We start from the raw sequence: 18,406 nt of genomic DNA, 5'->3' as shown, positions 1-18,406 counted from the left end.
ATATGTTAAGGTACATCCAAGCCATTTCTCGCTTTCATAGGTGCGTAATGATTTTCCTATTTTAGCAAGATATGGCTCCTTTTTTTACTCTTTCGGGACTTTCGGGTACACCAAAAAGCCCTGCCCAGAACTACATCCATATAGTCAGTTTTCATCAGGGTGTGCTATAATATCTGAGTACGCAAGTAGGATTTAGCATTCTTATCGCATATAAAATTATCTTTCACAGAATAGGGCAAGACAGGTCATTTGCTGGCCTGTCTTGCGCAAGAGGATACGTAACATGGCGGAAACTATTACAGCCGACATGGTTATACATGATGTTGTGACACAGTTCCCCGCAACAGTCAAGGTTTTTCACGGTCATGGCCTACCCTGCACAGCCTGTGCGGTAGGGGCACGTGAGAGCGTGGCTGGTGGGGCTCGCACACACCGGTTTACACCAGAGAAGCTCGATATACTCATAAAAGACTTGAATGCCGCAGCCACTGGCCAACCCACATCTATAACGCCCAAGAAGGCTCCGGTAGGACGTGGTGTGCCGTTGACCATGGCCTCCGCTGGCCCTGATCGCAAAATTAAGCAAGTAATTGCTATTATGAGCGGTAAAGGTGGCGTGGGAAAATCTCTGGTCACCGGACTGCTGGCTGTTTCGTTGCGCCGCCAGGGGCTCCAGGTCGGTATCCTGGATGGTGATATCACCGGACCCAGTATCGCCCGCATGTTTGGTACCAAAGGCCAGCCAACGAAATCTGCCAATGGTGGTATTGAACCATTGCGCAGTAAAGGCGGCATCAAAATTGTTTCGATGAATATGTTCCTTGAAAAGGAAAGCGATCCAGTTGTCTGGCGTGGCCCGATGATTTCAAGTGCCATCAAACAATTCTATAGCGATGTCGACTGGGGCAATCTCGATTATTTGCTGGTCGATCTTCCTCCAGGTACATCCGATGCGCCAATGACCGTTATGCAGGCGCTACCATTGGATGGCGTGGTAGTGGTCTCTTCACCACAAATGCTGGCGACCATGATTGTAATGAAATGTATCAACATGGTGCAACAACTCAAAGGCTCGATCGTAGGCGTGGTAGAAAATATGTCATACTTTGAGACTCCTAAAGGCGAGCGCTACGAAATCTTTGGACCCAGTAATGGGACAGATCTCGTTACGATGACGGGTGCTCCCTTACTTGGTGCACTGCCCATTGATACCTCACTCACGACCCTTTGTGATGCCGGTCGCGTCGAAGAGTATTATGCCGAACCGTATGAAGAATTAGCAGCTAACTTTACCAGTACGCTCAAAATCCAACGCTAACAACCAGGCATACCGTATAAAGAGTCCCCACGATCGGTATCTCATCCCTGTGATGAGATACCGATCGTGGGGACTCTTTATAGATTACGTGGTTTATAACAGGCTAGAGGCTGCGGGCAAAGGAACCTAACACTTTGCAAAAGATGGTCTGTCCCGCGAGATCGGCGAGCGCATTGCGTACAACGGGATCGTCACGATGTCCTTCTAAATCGAGATAAAAGACATATTCCCAGGGTCGCTGACGCGATGGGCGCGACTCAAGCTTAATCAGATTGATCTGGTTGTCGGACAGATAGGAAAGGCATTTATTTAAGGTGCCTGGCTGATGAGCTGTCGCCATAACTAACATGGTCTTGGCACTACCAGCCTGACGTGGCGCTGGCTCTCGCGATAGTGCGATAAAACGCGTGTAGTTATCCTTGATGGTTTGGATACCATGAGCCAGAATATTTAATTCGTACCGTTCAGCCGCCCCTGCTCCGGCCACAGCCGCTACGCCCTCCAGTTGCTCCTCATACACCATCTTGGCACTACCAGCCGTATCATAGGTCGCGACAATCTCTACCCCTAGCTCACGCAGATAGACATCTGACTGTGCCAGGGCTTGTGGATGCGAAATAACGCGCTTGATATCACTAATGCTTTGTCCAGGCAAGGCAAGCAAGCAATGATTAACCGGATGCACGATTTCACCAGTCACAAAGAGATCATGTTGCCGTAAGAGATCATAGACATCATTAATACTACCGGCCTGTGAATTCTCGACTGGTACCAATCCATGATCCACTTCGCCAGCGGATACCGCGCGAAAAACCTCGGCAAAAGTACGATAGGGAATCGGCTCTGGCTTCAACTGTAGCTGAGCACCAAAGTAGCTTCGCACCGCTTCATCGCCGAAAGCCCCCAGTTCGCCCTGAAAAGCAACCCGGACGACAGCAGCCACAGCAGTTCCTTGTGCAGAATCAGCATTTGTTGTTTGCGCCATACATATATCTCCTCACGGATGCAGGGGGTGCAGAGGGAAAGTAGCCCCTCTGCCGGGGTGTGGGTGTTCCCCACCTTCCCTCCTCTCTCCCTGCCGCCGAATGCGGCAACAAAAAGAATTGGAAAGCCCTGGCTTAGAAATCTTTACAAGTATAAAAAAACAAGCTCACTCATCGAGGCTGGGGAGCTTGTTTAATCTTTTGTGCTATCTGTCGTGCTGATCCAGGAAGGATCAGACGCGAGACAGAAATGCTAGCTTATTGAACCTTATAATGGTCCTTATGGTAGAAAGACATACCTTTACCCAGGACTTTGACTGGATACAGATCGGTCAACCAGATAGGCTCATTGCAAGAAGCGCAGACATGCTTTGTGACATGGTTTACGGTCTCACGGTTCGCCATAGAGGCACGAGCGGTTTTAGAAAGTTCACCCTTCTTAGGCATTGATGAAATTCCCCTTTCGTCTAAATTGTCTTGTTCAGAAGGCCATATGGGCGCTTCTACATATGATAACAAAAGTAGCCCACATTTTGTTCCTTAGTATATCATAGCAGTCCCCTTCACACAATCAGAATTTATATGAGGAGTGGAATAAAACAAAAGTTGTGCTACCCCGTGGAAGTGTACAGGTTAACTGTTGTACAAAACATTTGCTGACGGTTTGCTATTATACACTACCTGAAAACGAATCACCAGAGAGGAAGGCACACAAACTGGACAGGTCCCCTTCCTCCATGGCATCATAAAGATGAGAGCAGGAACCTTCCTTTTTCTCTTCCATTTGCGAACGCAAATACTTCAATAAAAACTAGAAAGACCACCCCTTTATGAGTGAGATCACTATTCGCCTGTTAAAACAGGATGAAGTCCTCTCTGTGCTCCGTCCTATGTCTGCCTATGCCTTCAGGGCAACGCCTCCATTGCCAGAACCGGCGGAGTGGCAAAAATATTATCCTCCAGCTGGTGAAGCTAGCTATTTCGCGGTTTTTGAGGATGAGAAACCCGTTGCCAGTGCAGCCAGTTTTCCTATGACCCTGAATATTCGTGGTCAGCTCTATGCGGGCAATGGTCTGGGAGTGGTATCAACCCATCCAACAGGCAGGCGCAAGGGCTATGCCAGGCAAATGCTCAGCTCTATCTTTGCGCAACTCTATGAACAGGGAGTGGCTATTTCTACCCTCTATCCATTTCGTGAATCCTTCTATACACGACTGGGCTATACCACTTTTACGCAGCCTAAACGTATACGCTTTGCGCCCCAACCATTACAGCCGCTGCTCAAGAAAAGTTGGAATGGTGCCGTCGAGTTATTAGATATCGCTCAGGGCTACGATCTCTATCAGGAATATATCCGCACCAGACTACCACAGATCCACGGCATGGGACTCTTCTCTCCCAACTTTAAATTACCCTGGCGTGACAAAAACGGGCAATGGCTGGCGATAGCGCGGGTAGATGGGACAATCAAAGGGATGATGACGTATAAGATCAGCGGGCATGGTGGGACGCTGGAAGCCAGCCAGTTCTGGTATGACGATATCCAGGGCCGCTATCTCTTACTGGAATGGTTAGCACGACATATTGATCATGTGCAAACGGTTGAAATGATCCTCCCGCCTTTTGAGCGTCCCGAAACCTGGTGGCCTGACCTGAATGTACAGGTCAGCAGCATTGAGCCGCCGCTGGGACGCATCATCGCCATTGATAAGCTGGCCGGAGTGCATACGGGAGCGGGAAGCTTTAGTGCCCGCATCCATGATGAATATTGTCCCTGGAACAATGGCACCTACCGTTTTGCCACCCATGAGGGACAGCTACAGATTAGTCCCAGCGCGACGGCCGACTGTGAATTAAGCATCCAGGCCCTCACCTCACTCATCTATGGCACCAATGAACCAGCGACCTTTGCCCTGCGCGGCTGGGGAGATCCATCCACTGAACTACAAACGGTTTTCAGTCGCATGTTCCCATTGCAACAGCCTTATCTGTTCGAGACCTTCTAACCTGCGTACAAACACACGGGCTTGATGAAGCATGTGAACGGACAAGCACTCTTTATCCGTCCACATGCGAGCATTGAGAGGTCAATTGAGGGCTTACAGTACTTCAGGACCAAGGGCGCGTTTGGCGAGGGCAGACAGGGCCACGTCATCCATGGGAGGATTGTGCAGGCCAGCGCGGATGTCGCGGTAATAGCGTTGCAGGGGCGACGTGAGAGCTAAACTGGCGGCTCCCACGACCCGCATAGCAAGATCGATGATCTGAATGGCGTTGTTGACCGCCAGATATTTGGCAGCCCCTATCAGCGCCACATCCACATGCTGATTGTCCTCAGTATAGTGCTCAGCGAGGCCAAAGAGGACAGCCTGGCTCTCCAAAAGCAACACCTCAATCTTTCCCAGCTTATCCTGAATATGTGGCACAGTGGCGATGGACTGCTTGAGAGAGTTGGGACGACGTGTCTGTGCAAAGCGTATCGCCTCGTCACGGGCCGCCTGAGCAATGCCCAGATAGCCAGCTGCCAGTACTAATCCCCAGACACCCTGCTTCGTCTGAATCGAAGGCTCCGTGGGTACCAGAACATCCAGATAGCTTTCAGGAGAGATATGAACATCATCCAGGATCAAATCGTTGCTGCCAGATCCACGCATGCCCACAGTATTCCAGGTATCCTCGATACTCACGCCCTGAACGTTGCTGGGGACCAGGAAATTCCCACGCTCCGCTGTCAGGGGAGCCAGTCCTGAAGCGGTGCCAGCCTGATCCTCGATACTACATCCCACAATAAAATAGCTGAGGGCGTGACTGCCAGTGGTAAAGTTCTTCCGACCGCGTATCTGCCAGGAACCATCGGGCTGGCGATATGCCGTTGTCTGCGGGCGACCACCCCGGCTGGGACTCCCAGTAGCTGGCTCGCTGACCGCGCTATTGATCATCGCGCCATGCTCAATCACATCCTGACACAGACGCAAAATCGGCTCTGGATGCTCTGTACGATCCTCTACCAGCCGACCAATGTGCATCAGGTGCATACAGGCCACCAGAGCCGTTGAGGCATCTCCCTGCGCCAGACGATACTGCGCGTGGACCAGATCCAAAAGCGACGCCCCCTGACCACCCAGGTCACGTGGAATGGAGAGAGAAAGGTAGCCAGCTTTCTGTAAATCTTTAAAATTCTCTACAGGAAAGCGACCTTCCCAATCGTGCTCGGAGGCCCGTTGAGCAAAGATATCAGCCAGTTCGCCAGCCAGTGCCAGCAACTCTTTTTGTTCGGTCGTGCTTGGATACGCGAGGAAACTCATGCGAACTCCTTTAGATAGATGTGACACAATGGTTCAGCATTATGTATCATTAATCAAGCATCGTCAGCGATTATTCTTCTTTTAAAGCAGTGCATACAGCGCAAATAAAGCATCATTGCAGAAATAGTCGGCACTCCGTCATTGCGGGTGAAAACGGAGTGCAGAGGCGGAAGCCCATGCCGGGGGAATGGCTGTCCTCGCAAACTCCCCCTCCACTCTATCCTCTGGAAGGATAGAGAGCCAAATAGTTTACAAAAAGACAACGGAAAGACAACGACAGAGCGGCATTCCTCGTGGAGAAATCCATCGCACGCGCCTCTCACCTGAAGGGAAGAGCGGACAATGCGGTTTCCCCACGAGGGGTGCCGCTTTCAATCGATCTCATCAACCATATCCCCTTGCGTGGATACGGCTACCTATATCATAATCATCATATCATAAACGCACTCGGACGCCGTCCAGATTTACCCCATTTACTAGATATTTATAACGCAGACCCATATGATAGACAGTGATGAATTATCGTCCCACTACGGCGCCAGATGAAGAGAGAGTCATGTTATCTCTGCTACTAGTACTGCATCCCAACGTGAAACTGACTTAACCCGTTTCTGTATAGCAGTCACTAAGACATATATTTTTTCAAAAAATGTAGAAGTAAATTACACTGTAACGTTTTGGCGCTTTTTACGATTTAATAGTGTCACTGATGTGCAAAATATGTTTTCCAAGAGTAGTCTATGTTGCTTATTTCAAATCAGAATGAACATAGAAATGAAATCCAAATTGTATGCTACGAAATATAATCTGCAAATTATTTTTGAAAATCATGCTGCGCACTATCAATCTAACGTAACGCATTTTGAAATTAACTTGCTTCAAATGTATATGAACAGGATGCAAGATGTATAGTAATCTTTGCAAGGCTATTAAGATAATTTGAGAGAGAGCATGAAAAAAAAGTTATTTGACACTTATTTAGAGGACTCGCCAATGGCAATCCTTTATGAGAGAATGTCTTTCCCTCTTTTCACTTACGTTCGTTCGCGTCTTTCTTCTCAAGAAGAAGCAGAAGATCTTCTGGTGGAAGTTTTTCTCGCGGCACTAGAATGGAAAGGTTTTCTCAGTCTCAGTACGAACGAACAAATTGCATGGCTACGGCGCGTAGCCCAGCATAAGATCATTGATCAATATCGAAAAACAGGAAAGATGCCAGAGGTAGCACTACAACTGGTAGAGGAAATATTTAGTGGAGACAAGAATGAAGATCCCGAACAAAAAGTAATTAAGCAAGAAGAACTCCAACAATTACAAGTTGCTATACATCGTCTACCACCTTTGCAGCAACAAGTATTATTCCTTCGTTTTGCCAATGGACTTCGCTGCGTCGAGATCGCATCCATCTTGGGCAAGCGTGATAGCACTGTTCGAGTGCTACTCTCACGAGCGATAAATCATCTGCGCAATACCTATCATGCATAAATGAGAGGAGACAATTGTATGTTTACAGACGATCCTTTTACTCCCGAAACGGTTGACGAACGCGTGACTGACTTCATCGAGAATAGGAGGGATGACAATCAAATGCAACCATCAAATCGTAATCAAAATCTGATTCAAAATTTGCAACAACTCTACAGTAACCAACAGATAAACGCCCTGATGTTAGAAGAGGCAAAAAAATCAGTGTTCCAGCGACTAGATCAAAAAACATATCAATCAAATATAGCAACCGCTATGAATACGAGTCAAGCAATTCCCCAATTAAAGCACTCAAGGAAAAAGGTTTGGCGCCTCAATTTATTGATTGCTATTATCATTGTAGTATTTTCTTTAAGTGCAATTGTTTTCATATTCTCTCAGTTTAGTATATTCCCCGGTCAGGAAAGTAATGTTTCTCCGAATGGGCAAGGAACATCCAGTTTGGCAATTTCTATTCAGCCTCAACCATTTATCTATGGAACTGATCTTTATATAAATACGGGAAACGATATTCGGTCCTATTCTATTAAGACAGGAACTTCAACACATATTTATAAGATCCCCAATACCGGGGATCCGATGGTAACAAATGGAATTTTATACACAAGTGGAACAAACTCTACATTCGCGATGCGTATTAGTGATGGAAAACTGCTCTGGCAATCTCCATTTGGTAGTGAGAATCGTGCTCCGCCAACAGTAGTGAACAACATTCTTTATGGATACACATATAAATCTACAAAAACTGTATACGCGTTAAAAGCTAGCGATGGAAGAGCCATCTGGCAATATCATGTAACGAATCAAGATGCGTTTCTTTCTCCACCTATTATCTTGCAAGGCAATCTATACTTTACTTCCTACACCCCAGGATCTCAATCTTCAGGTGCTCATATATATGCATTGAATGCATCGAGTGGCTCACTACTCTGGCAAAATTCTCTGGATCATATGAATGCTTCTATATTGCAAGCAGACGGTTCAACTCTTTACACAGTTGTGGATGGCTATGTAGAAGCGCTACAAACAAGTAATGGAGATGTACATTGGCGCTATAAGTTACCATCGACTGCGCCTTCAGAAATAAGTAACATATCCCTAAAATCTGTAGCTAAGGGTATTGTATTTGTTTCAGCAGAAGACGGATCAATTTACGCCCTGAAATCAATTTCAGGAATCTTACTCTGGCAATATCAAACACGCCCTGGAACACTGTTTGGTTCATTTAATGCTGAAGGGGATGCTATCTATGTTTCTATGCTTACAACGGATAATCTTCGTTCTAGCCTTATTATTGCCATTCAAATCAATACCGGTCATCGCCTCTGGCAAGTGCAACTAGCCCGGCAAGAAATTGCCTTCCCAATCATTCAACAAGGAATTATTTATGCTGTGTATGCCAGTGAAGGTCAGATAGAATTGTTTACCTTGCGTGCAGTCGATGGGCATGTACTTTGGCACCGTACACTTTATTCGCTTTTATGAAGATAAAATAAAGTCATACATAAAATATTTATCAATTTTTATGCATGACTTTATTTTAAATCCACTATCTCTTAACACCTTATTTATTAAAGGCAATATAGAGAAAAGTAGAAATTGATTAATAACTCGTGTTATTGATTATAACACGAGTTATAATATGTTGTACAATATACCGAGTAATTGTAGCCATTATTAAAAATAGAGCCAGGTTGAGCCATCACATATGTGAAGCTTGTATTCCACAACTGCATTCCATCATGGGGCCAATTACCAATACCTTTTTGATTGTCATTCCTATCTCCAATTGTGCAGTTATCAAGTTCTATAGAATGACCTGCGTTGGTGTTGAAGTCTGCGAGATCGTATAAACCACCATTTAGGAAACCTGGACGCTCTACAATACACTCACCTGTTGCGCTATCCGAGAAGACTTTAGAAGTATCCATATGGGAGTTATAGTTGTTCACTGTCTCATTCGAGATAAAAAAGTAATTATCACCATCATTATTAACATTTGAACTCACATACGCATATACTCGGTCACCGGCATTAAGCTGTGACAGAGGAAGATTCATCTGGCCAGGGTCATTTTTGGGACCTGCAATTTCCCAGAATGATTCATTGTACTGGCAAGAGGCTGAACTAGACCCTGTACATGTAGGTTGCGAAAATACACCAACTTGAGGCAGTACTGCATTGGAACCTCCAAAACTATAGTCCCCACCAACACCAGCCCAAACACTTACTGCTGCATGTAGATCATTTGTTGCAATAGTTGGCACATTAAACTCTACATATGCTACCCTGTATGTTGCTCGATTTCCAGTCGCTTCATTACCCGACCAGTTATTAGACCGTAACCAATTCTCAACTTTTTTAGGAGGATGAATTTGAGTCTTGGTTTTGATTCTGCTAATACTAGTGCCGCAGGTACGGTGTTTGGCATGAGCAAGAGCTTTAGTCCAGAAAGTAAGTTCTCCCTTTATTTCATTATGAGTAGGGAGACCATAAGAAAGGAGTTCTGTATCAGAAAGTGTCATCAAATCAACGTTTTGTGGTGGTTGAAGGCAAGTGTTTTTTGTAGATTGACTACTATGGTAAAAAACAGAGGGTGATGCGAAAACATTTATAGGAGCGATGACAAAAAAAACAGAACACTAAATAAACATGTCGCAAGGACAGGTGAGATCCGTCGTAAATAATTCATCTAGATTCCTTCCTAGATAGCAAACTGCCTCTTAATAGCTAAGCTGCATACATCTTACTACATAAACGTAAAAATACGAACAATTCTACTTAATAGAAGAATGAGGATATCCATATTCTCTTTACTATGATAAAATCACTAACAGTTTAAAAACTATCCTTTCAAGTTACTAATTATAGAATACAATAATTATTGTCATTTGGTTACTATATAATATAACGTAAATATTCATTTATGTCAATAATAATTACTAAGTTTTAGACCGATATAGACAAATTACTCCTCAATCGTAATTACAGCACTGATAGATGATCGTGATATACATCAATTATATAATGCTTGGAAGGCGAAACAAAATAGGGCTAATGGGGTGATTGGCAGGCATCTTGTCTTCAAGACCTGTGTGAAGTCAATAACTAACATCTTATATCAAAACCGGCATGTGCTCGCTGTTGTAGCACCAAGTATCTGCAGTTAAGATATGTCAACATCTTAACTTGAGAAAGTCTGTATAATATGTATACATAAGAAATTGCGGAAGTAAGAGCAGTAGCAACAACAAAGCAAAAAACAGTCACAATCGGACGAACTGATGCACTTTGCTGATATAACATTTAAAGCATTTGATAAAGCCACTGCAAGCATGAAGCAAGCCTACTAGATGGTCTTTCATTATACGATGCGATACAACACAAGGGATGGTTGGTGCCGTTAGGTCCCAACGAAAATTTCATTTAAACGTGAACGCTAAGTACAAGCTATCACAAGTACTTTCCGAGTTTGACAGCCCCAAGGTGAAAGGATAGACTGGAACAGGGAGGTAAAACGACATGCGTGGTCCCAAACCCAGTCTTCCCATAGAATTGACTGCCGATGAAACACAACAACTTGAGCACCTTGTTCGTGCTCATACCACAGAGCAGAGTCTGGCTCTGCGTGCGCGGATTATTCTTACCGCCAACGCCCATCCCGAACAGAGCAATCAACAGATTGCCCAGGCCAGTGGTACCACAGATCGCACTGTACGCAAATGGCGTGGACGCTGGGTGGCCACCCACTGCCTGACTGACGCACCTCGCAGCGGAGCACCGAGGCATTTTTCCCCCTGAAGTGCGTGTCCAAGTGACAGCCATTGCTTGCAGCTTGCCACTTCAACACCAGGTGCCACTTTCCCGTTGGAGTCGAACCGAGGTGGCCCACCACATCGCCCAAGATCCTACGCTTCCCCCCATCTCGGCCAACACGGTGGGTCGATGGCTCAAGGCAGACCATCTTCGCCCGTGGCGCTTTCATGCCTGGCAACACATCCATGATCCTCAGACATTCTTGCAACGAGCCCGCCCCGTTTTGGAGGCGTATGCCCAGGCGCAAACGCTCTTGCGCGCAGGGACGTGGCTGGTCAGTCTCGATGAGAAAACCTCCCTTCAAGCCTGTGAAGGAGAGCAGCCTCCTCGTCCTGCCTGTCTGCAGAAGCCAATGCTGCATGAAGCCCGCTATCACCGACGCGGCGCACGCCATCTGTTTGCTGGACTCTCCATCGCTGACGGCAAGGTCTACGGCACCTGTCGACAACGGAAATGCTTTGTCGATTTCCAGGCTTTTCTTGAGCAGGAGATCATTCCTGAAGCGTTCCGCCGACACGTGCAGACGGTGACCTTCATCCTGGACAATGGAACCACGCATGCCCCGAAACAGCTCGAAGGCTGGCTGCGTGAGCAGGAACTGGCGTGTGAAGGTCGACTTCACTTCCAGGTTCATTGGTTGCCTCCCAACGCGTCTTGGCTGGATCAGATCGAAATTTGGTTCAGTCTCCTTCAACGCAAATGTTTACAGCCCAATCATTTTGTTTCGACCCATGCACTAGAAACCGCTCTGAACGAGTACATCGCCTATTACAATCAAACAGCCAAGCCGATCAAATGGACGTACACCGTTGAAAAGCTCGAACAGAAACTCGGAAAGTATTTATGATAGTCTGTACTTAGTGTCTCAATTCCAGAGTTGTCTTACCGGCTTCAAACCTGTCGATTCCCATGATAAGCCAAGATTTCATGCAATTGGCCTCAAAAAACGTCGAGCATGCACGCTACTTACCGCAAGCGGGACGCTGCCTGAGCGCATATCTCTAGCAATAACCGTACCACCTGGGCCAGACCCTGCCCAATTGAAGAGATATACATAAATTCATCGACCGTGTGGGCCTTCTCTCCATGCGTGATCCCAACACATACAGCGGGAATATTCAGGCTGATGGGGATATTGGCATCGGTGCTGGAGACGGCACAGTGGGGTTCAATCCCCAACCAGCGCAACGTTTGTAGCGCCAGCTGGACCAGTGGATCAGTCTCCGGCAGGCGTCCCGCTGGTCGATCACCCAGTTGTGTAATCGTTGTACGCAAGCCCGCGCCTGCTTGCTGCATAATGATCGCACGCGCCTGCTCTTCCAACTGCTTGAGAGCCAGCACATCGGTCGAACGCAGATCCAGCAATGCAGTGGCTCGCGGCGCAATGGTATTAATCGATGTGCCGCCTTCAATCATCCCCACATTAAAGGTCGTACGCGGCTCCGTCGGCACCTGCATCGTGGACAGACCTGCGATAATCCTGCCCAGGCCATGGATCGCGCTGGGCATGCCAAAGGAACCAAAAGAATGCCCACCAGGGCCGGTGACGGTAATCTGCCAGCGTTTCGAACCTACCGCCGCATTGACCACCGTGCCCAGACTCCCATCCACTACCAGGACCGCCGCGAGTTGCTCTCGATAGCGTTCAACCGCAGCCCTGGCCCCGCGCAAGTCGCCCAATCCCTCCTCACCAACATTATCCACCACCACCAGATCAAGCTCTGTCTCCAGGCCATAGGCATCCAGCATCTCCAGCGCCGTCATAACCCCAGCCACGCTCACGCTGTTATCGCTGATCCCAGGCCCATAGAGCCGATTACCATCACGCCGAATACGCAGAGGCGTCTCAGCCGGAAAGACGGTATCGATATGTGTCAACAGCATGACTACAGGCAAAGTGGATCGCTGTCCACGCCGTACATAGACATTGCCAATGGCATCTATTTCTGGCGTATAGCCGCGTTCACGCCAGAGTTCAGCCACAAACTCAGCTCGCTGCCGCTCAGCGCCTGTGGGAGCAGCCACGGAACAAATACGTTGCGTCAGTGCGGCAACGTCCCCAATTCGTGCCGTAGCGTCACGGCGGATACGTTCTAAATACTCCGATGATAGCGACATAATCTACTTCCTCTCGCTCAAAGCGTTAAATAACCATTCACATAGAGCTTCATACTCTCACAAAGCAAGACAACTTGTTCCTGCAGGCATTATAATATCCAAGGACAGCTCTGATAAAGCTGAAAAAGAGGCTCAAACGTATTGCTAACATGGAGAGACATGTTGTCAGTGTACAACAGCACGCTCCATAATCTGCTACAATGATAGGATAAAGTAAAAAACGAGCGAGGAGAAGTGTATTTATGACAATCGCAAAGTTGCCATTTGGACGTACTGGTCATATGAGTACCCGCACACTGTTTGGAGCTGCGGCTTTGGGACCAGTGACGCAGGCTGAGGCCGACCAGACGCTGGAAGTATTGCTCAAATATGGCGTCAACCACATTGATGTAGCTGCCAGTTATGGTGAGGCAGAATTACGGCTCGCTCCCTGGCTGAAACACCATCGCTCTGATTTCTTTCTGGCAACCAAGACAGGCGAACGTACCGCTGATAAGGCCATGGAAGAGTTACAGCGTTCATTAGAGCGCATGCAAGTTGATCATGTTGATCTATGGCAATTTCACAATCTAGCCGATCCTATTGAATGGGATATTGCGCTCAGCTCTGGTGGCGTGATTGAGGCAGCCATTGAAGCCAAAAAGCAGGGATTGGTACGCGCAATTGGTATCACCGGCCATGGCACACAAATCGCCGCAACCCACCGTCGTAGTCTGGAGCGCTTTGACTTTGACTCGGTACTCTTGCCCTACAACTATGTCATGCTGCAAAATTCCTATTATGCGGAAAACTTCAATGCCTTGCTGGAAACCTGCCGCCAGCGCAACATTGCAGTTCAAACGATTAAATCAATTGCCTATAAACCGTATATGGGAGATCAGCATACACATAATACCTGGTATGCGCCATTAGTAGAACAGGCAGACATTGATCGAGCCGTTCACTGGGCGCTGGGACTGCCTGGCATCTTCTTGAATACCGTGGGAGATATCCATCTCCTCCCGAAGGTACTCGATGCCGCCAGCCGCTTTGAAGAGAAGACGCCTGATAGCGAGATGGCTGCAATGGTTGCTCGCCTTGATATGCAACCTCTGTTCGTCTAACCCGCGCCAGTGCCCGCCTATCTTTCGCAATGCAAAAGCCGTTCTGGCTTCCTCGAAGAGCTTTCGCTTCGAGGAAGCCAGAACGGCTTTAATCTGCTATAAGATATTTAGCATCATACGTAAGTGTAGCTCTTAGTGATGTGGTGCGCCATTGCAAACACACATCTTCATGGCTACTTCTTACGCAAAATGGCTCTGGGCGATTGCATCATTTTCGTGCACATAAAGAGCCTCATTAATGCCTGTACTGTTGCGGCTCAAGAGCTCTAATAGGCCTTTCGTCTCTTCTACGCTCATCGAGCAATACATGCCACTGGAATTGCCAAATTCATGGCAGTATAATTTAAGCTGACCATCCTCCATCCAGGACTGGTAGCGGCCAATTTTCATGTGATCTTTGTGAGTATTTTGTAAATTCATCTGTGCTCCTCCTTGAGGTTCCCCTTAAGTGACTAATTTTTCTTTTTTTGTTGACTGAGGGAAATACTCAATATAGCAGCTTATTTCCTCAGTGGCTTTATTGTTTGTGTTTCGCTTTCGCTTACATACATATAATACGATAAAATTTGCCAAATGGAAGCCAAAAAGAGACCAAAAAAAGGACCTTAAAAAATCTTTATGCACTAGTGTATACAGCCTACTTCTTACCTCTACCTTACGCACAATTTAGGTGATGTTCACGAATCATATTTGACTATTGTTTGTGCAAATTGCACAAATTTCTAAGCTAATTATTTTGTACACATTGCCATACAAGCAAGCAGAATATCCCAACAATGAAGGCCCGATCCTCGCGGTCGGGCTTTATGACTCGCTGAGGATGTATGTAGCTACATACACCTGAATTCAATACCGAGAATGACAATGGAGAAGTGTAGGTGCGTGCCAACGCGATGTCCCATGCCCGGGCACTATTATTGAGGTACGCATTCCCCTCCATTTTTGTTTATCATGCCTTTTATTGAAGCGGTATTGCCCATGAAGGGTGGCTTCTACGAGTTGGGATGAAAAGAACCGCTTACGCAAGTGCGCAAGCGGTTCTTTTGGTGTTATCAGCGTAGAAGCTTAGAGTTGTGCTAACAGACTGTTCAAGCGATTGACAAACGTGACAGGATTGTCAAGCTGTTCGCCACTGCTCAGGACAGACTGATCAAAGAGAACGTGAGCCCAATCTGCGAAGAGTTGATCATCATTCTCATTCTTGATGCGTACGACAATAGGATGCTGGGGATTGATTTCCAGAATCGGCTTGTCGTTCGGAATCTGCTGACCGGCAGATTGTAAGAGACGCTTCAGGCTAGGATCGATGCCATATTCATCCACAACCAGACAGGCCGGAGATGTGGTCAGACGATTGGTTGTACGGACCTCTTTGACCTCTTCACCCAGGACTGCTTTCAAGCGCTCCAGCAAGCCCTTCGCCTCATCAGCACTCTTCTGCTGCTCTTCTTTCTCCTGCTCATCTTCCAGATTGCTGAGGTCTACCGCTCCCTTGGAGACGGATTGCAATTGCTTACCCTCATACTCCTGGAGCTCAGGGATTGCCAGATGATCAACAGGATCAGACAACAAGAGAACCTCGATGCCTTTCTTCTTGAAAATCTCCAGTAATGGACTATCCTTTGCAGCCGCATAGCTATCAGCCACAATATAATAGATCTTGTCCTGGCCCTCTTTCATGCGTCCAATATACTCTTCCAGCGAGACAGTCTGGGCATTGCTGCCAGAGGTGGTGGTGGAGAAGCGTAAGAGTTTCGCCAGGCGATCCCGGTTGCTGGCATCCTCTAACAGGCCTTCTTTTACCACACGGCCAAACTGCTCCCAGAAGGTTGCATATTTCTCTGCATCGCTATTTGCCAGATCAGAGAACAGCGTCAATACCTTCTTGGTCGAATTAGAACGGATGGCATCAATCATACGGTTCTGCTGCAAGATCTCACGCGAAACATTGAGTGGTAGATCGGTTGAATCGATGACACCACGGATGAAACGCAGGTAACGAGGCATCAACTTTTCAGCATCATCCATGATGAAGACACGGCGCACATAGAGTTTGACACCATGATGAACTTCACGGGTGTACAGATCAAAGGGTGCCTGGCCTGGCACGTACAACAGAATTGTGTATTCCTGTGTGCCTTCCATGCGGCTATGGATATGCGCCAGAGGATCACTGAAATCATGCGAGATATGCTTATAGAATTCGTTATATTCTTCTTCAGTAATCTCGCTCGGCTGACGCGTCCAGAGCGCCGAAGCCGTGTTGACGACCTCCCACTCATCCTTATCCTTGTCCTCTGACTTCATGACAATCGGTAAGGTCACATGGTCAGAATACTTGCGGACAATCGTGCGCAGGCGATAACCATCAAGTAACTCATCCTCATCGGCACGCAGGTGTAAAATTACGTCAGTACCACGGGACTCTTTCTCGATTGTCTCGATTGAGTATTCACCCTGTCCTGTGGATTCCCAGCGCACCGCCTCAGCAGTTGGAACTCCAGCGCGACGTGTTAATACCGTCACCTGATCAGCGACCACAAATGACGAGTAGAAACCAACACCAAACTGACCAATCAGATTGGCATCTTTCTGCTGATCACCTGTCAGAGCCTGAAAAAACTCCCGGGTGCCTGATTTCGCAATCGTTCCCAGATTCTCAATCACGTCCTCACGATTCATACCAATACCATTATCAGAAATCGTGATGGTACGAGCATCTTTATCGTAAGCAATACGAATTTTGAAATCAGTATCATGCTCATAAAGAGCAGAATTAGAGAGAGCATCAAAACGCAGGCGGTCAATGGCATCTGACGCGTTTGATACTAACTCACGCAGAAATATTTCTTTGTTACTATACAGCGAATGGATCATCAGATCCAACAACTGTTTTACTTCCGCTTGAAAACCAAGCGTTTCCTTCTGTGTGTCCGTAGACATAAAACAAAACCTCCCTAGCAACAACATATAATTGAGAAAAGAATAGCGCGCAAAGAGGCATTTTTCGTTTACCAGTGTACCAAAACCAGCCTCTTTTTTCAACAGTAAAATGGCCTGATCCAGGGCTTTTTAGTTCTCTTTATTGCCACCTTCGGCAGTAGGGAGAGAAGAAAGAAGATTGGGCCACCTATAAATATACCAAATTGGCTATTTATTTTGCCATAGAGGCTCTTTTGTATCGGTACCGGAACAAGTTTCGTTTTAACAGGTAAATCCTGTAGCACGTGTGTGCATCGATAAACATAAAACACATCTCAGTTTTACTTACTAAGCACAGCTGCACCCATTCTAAGGGATTTGTAGCTGTAGCATGTAGGCCGTGGTGAGTATTGATTACATGTGAGTCATGCTGATACAGACAAAATAGGATTTGCCTATGCTAGCATCTACGAAACAGCACAGTAAACTGCTGGTAGTTGAATAACGCAGACACAAGTGACATAGCATATGCATACCAAAAGTTACATTCTTCTTTACTTGCATGACACGTTGTTGTACAATGCACATACAATGTTCTCTTGTGTAATCCTGTCGCGCGGTGGCTACTGCTTTTGCCTTCTGGTCTGTGTGCTTGATAGCCCCGACCCAGCAAGGCTGGAAGAGTAGTCAATGACAGGCAATATGCATGAATTTAAAAATAACAAGGAGATTACCATAATGAGCGAGTTATTAACTGTATCCGAAGTTGCTCAAATTTTACGTGTTGACGATACAACTGTACGCCGTTGGGTCAAGCAGGGCGCGCTGGAAGCTGTCATTTTGCCACACGTTAATGAGCGTCAGGCTTATCGTATTAAACGCGAGACCCTGAATCGCGTGATCGGCGATCCTTCTGCCGCTAGCGCTGCTGAATAATATTTAGAGACACAATGCTAAAAGAGGACCAAAACCACCTCACAAGAGCAACTAACCTGGAACTGTAATTATTATCTCTCTATAATACGTTTCATTTCTCTAATGCTCTCTCGGATGGTCTGGTCCTCTTCTCTTTCTCTATCGTGACTGTTTACTCTTCTCTTCTACTTCAACGCGCACAAACATTTTCTTGCTCTTCACCATCTATGTTCCGATTGTGCCAGACACTCCTATCTTCTGTGAGCTTCCGCACATGAGGTTTCGCACCCAGGGTGCCTGCTTACAAAGGTATGACTACTATCTTGCCCATCAGAACTATAGCTTCATGTAAAATACAAGTCGATTTTTCATGCAGATGCAGTAAAAGGGGTGAATAGACCATACAGAACCTCAGCCCCCTCTGCTATAATGTCACATAAATAT

At 46.7% G+C, this 18,406-nt stretch carries 15 protein-coding genes; 8 read left to right on the top strand and 7 right to left on the bottom strand.

Annotated elements, in window-relative coordinates; all coding sequences use genetic code 11:
- Positions 1-283: 283 nt before the first annotated feature.
- Positions 284-1,318 carry a P-loop NTPase gene (locus tag F1593_RS13395; RefSeq protein ID WP_149402075.1) on the top strand — a complete coding sequence of 345 codons (1,035 nt, stop codon included), beginning with the start codon at positions 284-286 and terminating at the stop codon, positions 1,316-1,318.
- A 103-nt stretch (positions 1,319-1,421) separates the two neighbouring features.
- Here the strand turns inward: F1593_RS13395 and pheA are convergent, their stop codons facing one another.
- Both pheA and F1593_RS13385 read right to left on the bottom strand, forming a co-directional pair.
- Positions 1,422-2,303 (bottom strand): prephenate dehydratase, encoded by an 882-nt coding sequence (pheA, locus tag F1593_RS13390; protein ID WP_149402074.1) that lies wholly within the window; start codon positions 2,301-2,303, stop codon positions 1,422-1,424.
- A gap of 256 nt (positions 2,304-2,559) precedes the next feature.
- Positions 2,560-2,748 (bottom strand): hypothetical protein, encoded by a 189-nt coding sequence (locus F1593_RS13385; protein WP_149402073.1) that lies wholly within the window; start codon positions 2,746-2,748, stop codon positions 2,560-2,562.
- 383 nt (positions 2,749-3,131) lie between these two features.
- On the opposite strand from F1593_RS13385, the gene F1593_RS13380 reads away from it, so the two are divergent.
- The gene (locus F1593_RS13380) at positions 3,132-4,307 is read left to right on the top strand and encodes a GNAT family N-acetyltransferase (protein WP_149402072.1); all 1,176 of its coding nucleotides are present in this window, start codon (positions 3,132-3,134) and stop codon (positions 4,305-4,307) included.
- A 93-nt stretch (positions 4,308-4,400) separates the two neighbouring features.
- Here F1593_RS13380 and F1593_RS13375 read toward each other — a convergent pair whose 3' ends face one another.
- Positions 4,401-5,606, bottom strand: a complete 1,206-nt coding sequence (locus tag F1593_RS13375) for an acyl-CoA dehydrogenase family protein (protein WP_149402071.1) — start codon at positions 5,604-5,606, stop codon at positions 4,401-4,403.
- A gap of 951 nt (positions 5,607-6,557) precedes the next feature.
- Between F1593_RS13375 and F1593_RS13370 the strand changes: the two genes are divergently transcribed.
- Positions 6,558-7,088, top strand: coding sequence for an RNA polymerase sigma factor (locus F1593_RS13370; RefSeq protein WP_149402070.1), 531 nt, complete (start codon positions 6,558-6,560; stop codon positions 7,086-7,088).
- Between the two features lie 18 nt (positions 7,089-7,106).
- A complete protein-coding gene (locus F1593_RS13365) occupies positions 7,107-8,573 on the top strand; it encodes a PQQ-binding-like beta-propeller repeat protein (RefSeq protein WP_172632096.1) in 1,467 nt (488 codons plus the stop codon).
- Between the two features lie 131 nt (positions 8,574-8,704).
- Here F1593_RS13365 and F1593_RS13360 read toward each other — a convergent pair whose 3' ends face one another.
- Positions 8,705-9,613 carry a G1 family glutamic endopeptidase gene (locus tag F1593_RS13360; protein ID WP_149402068.1) on the bottom strand — a complete coding sequence of 303 codons (909 nt, stop codon included), beginning with the start codon at positions 9,611-9,613 and terminating at the stop codon, positions 8,705-8,707.
- 997 nt (positions 9,614-10,610) lie between these two features.
- Between F1593_RS13360 and F1593_RS13355 the strand changes: the two genes are divergently transcribed.
- Positions 10,611-10,889 carry a helix-turn-helix domain-containing protein gene (locus tag F1593_RS13355; protein ID WP_149402067.1) on the top strand — a complete coding sequence of 93 codons (279 nt, stop codon included), beginning with the start codon at positions 10,611-10,613 and terminating at the stop codon, positions 10,887-10,889.
- 13 nt (positions 10,890-10,902) lie between these two features.
- Entirely contained in the window at positions 10,903-11,751 is an 849-nt protein-coding gene (locus F1593_RS13350; protein WP_216368863.1) for an IS630 family transposase, read from the top strand.
- A 119-nt stretch (positions 11,752-11,870) separates the two neighbouring features.
- Here F1593_RS13350 and F1593_RS13345 read toward each other — a convergent pair whose 3' ends face one another.
- Entirely contained in the window at positions 11,871-13,022 is a 1,152-nt protein-coding gene (locus F1593_RS13345; RefSeq protein ID WP_149402066.1) for a M20/M25/M40 family metallo-hydrolase, read from the bottom strand.
- Between the two features lie 242 nt (positions 13,023-13,264).
- Here F1593_RS13345 and F1593_RS13340 point away from each other — a divergent pair, with 242 nt between their 5' ends.
- A complete protein-coding gene (locus tag F1593_RS13340; protein WP_149402065.1) occupies positions 13,265-14,125 on the top strand; it encodes an aldo/keto reductase in 861 nt (286 codons plus the stop codon).
- Between the two features lie 180 nt (positions 14,126-14,305).
- On the opposite strand, the gene F1593_RS13335 is transcribed toward F1593_RS13340, so the two are convergent.
- Together F1593_RS13335 and htpG are read right to left on the bottom strand one after the other, a co-directional pair.
- Positions 14,306-14,545, bottom strand: a complete 240-nt coding sequence (locus tag F1593_RS13335; RefSeq protein WP_149402064.1) for a hypothetical protein — start codon at positions 14,543-14,545, stop codon at positions 14,306-14,308.
- A gap of 645 nt (positions 14,546-15,190) precedes the next feature.
- Positions 15,191-17,068 (bottom strand): molecular chaperone HtpG, encoded by a 1,878-nt coding sequence (gene htpG / locus F1593_RS13330; RefSeq protein ID WP_149402063.1) that lies wholly within the window; start codon positions 17,066-17,068, stop codon positions 15,191-15,193.
- Between the two features lie 717 nt (positions 17,069-17,785).
- Here htpG and F1593_RS13325 point away from each other — a divergent pair.
- Positions 17,786-17,983, top strand: coding sequence for a helix-turn-helix domain-containing protein (locus F1593_RS13325; RefSeq protein ID WP_149402062.1), 198 nt, complete (start codon positions 17,786-17,788; stop codon positions 17,981-17,983).
- The last annotated feature ends 423 nt before the right edge of the window (positions 17,984-18,406 follow it).

Origin of the sequence: Dictyobacter arantiisoli (assembly GCF_008326305.1) — a bacterium.
GTDB classification, from domain to species: domain Bacteria; phylum Chloroflexota; class Ktedonobacteria; order Ktedonobacterales; family Ktedonobacteraceae; genus Dictyobacter; species Dictyobacter arantiisoli.
Note: the sequence above shows the minus strand (reverse complement) of the source record. Positions and strands in the feature narration are given on the sequence as shown.

What these genes read in the sequence shown, in the direction of transcription:
- F1593_RS13395 (WP_149402075.1), top strand. Translation starts at nt 284, where the DNA reads ATGGCGGAAACTATTACAGCCGACATGGTTATACATGATGTTGTGACA.
- pheA (WP_149402074.1), bottom strand. Translation starts at nt 2,303, where the DNA reads ATGGCGCAAACAACAAATGCTGATTCTGCACAAGGAACTGCTGTGGCT.
- F1593_RS13385 (WP_149402073.1), bottom strand. Translation starts at nt 2,748, where the DNA reads ATGCCTAAGAAGGGTGAACTTTCTAAAACCGCTCGTGCCTCTATGGCG.
- F1593_RS13380 (WP_149402072.1), top strand. Translation starts at nt 3,132, where the DNA reads ATGAGTGAGATCACTATTCGCCTGTTAAAACAGGATGAAGTCCTCTCT.
- F1593_RS13375 (WP_149402071.1), bottom strand. Translation starts at nt 5,606, where the DNA reads ATGAGTTTCCTCGCGTATCCAAGCACGACCGAACAAAAAGAGTTGCTG.
- F1593_RS13370 (WP_149402070.1), top strand. Translation starts at nt 6,558, where the DNA reads ATGAAAAAAAAGTTATTTGACACTTATTTAGAGGACTCGCCAATGGCA.
- F1593_RS13365 (WP_172632096.1), top strand. Translation starts at nt 7,107, where the DNA reads ATGTTTACAGACGATCCTTTTACTCCCGAAACGGTTGACGAACGCGTG.
- F1593_RS13360 (WP_149402068.1), bottom strand. Translation starts at nt 9,613, where the DNA reads ATGACACTTTCTGATACAGAACTCCTTTCTTATGGTCTCCCTACTCAT.
- F1593_RS13355 (WP_149402067.1), top strand. Translation starts at nt 10,611, where the DNA reads ATGCGTGGTCCCAAACCCAGTCTTCCCATAGAATTGACTGCCGATGAA.
- F1593_RS13345 (WP_149402066.1), bottom strand. Translation starts at nt 13,022, where the DNA reads ATGTCGCTATCATCGGAGTATTTAGAACGTATCCGCCGTGACGCTACG.
- F1593_RS13340 (WP_149402065.1), top strand. Translation starts at nt 13,265, where the DNA reads ATGACAATCGCAAAGTTGCCATTTGGACGTACTGGTCATATGAGTACC.
- F1593_RS13335 (WP_149402064.1), bottom strand. Translation starts at nt 14,545, where the DNA reads ATGAATTTACAAAATACTCACAAAGATCACATGAAAATTGGCCGCTAC.
- htpG (WP_149402063.1), bottom strand. Translation starts at nt 17,068, where the DNA reads ATGTCTACGGACACACAGAAGGAAACGCTTGGTTTTCAAGCGGAAGTA.
- F1593_RS13325 (WP_149402062.1), top strand. Translation starts at nt 17,786, where the DNA reads ATGAGCGAGTTATTAACTGTATCCGAAGTTGCTCAAATTTTACGTGTT.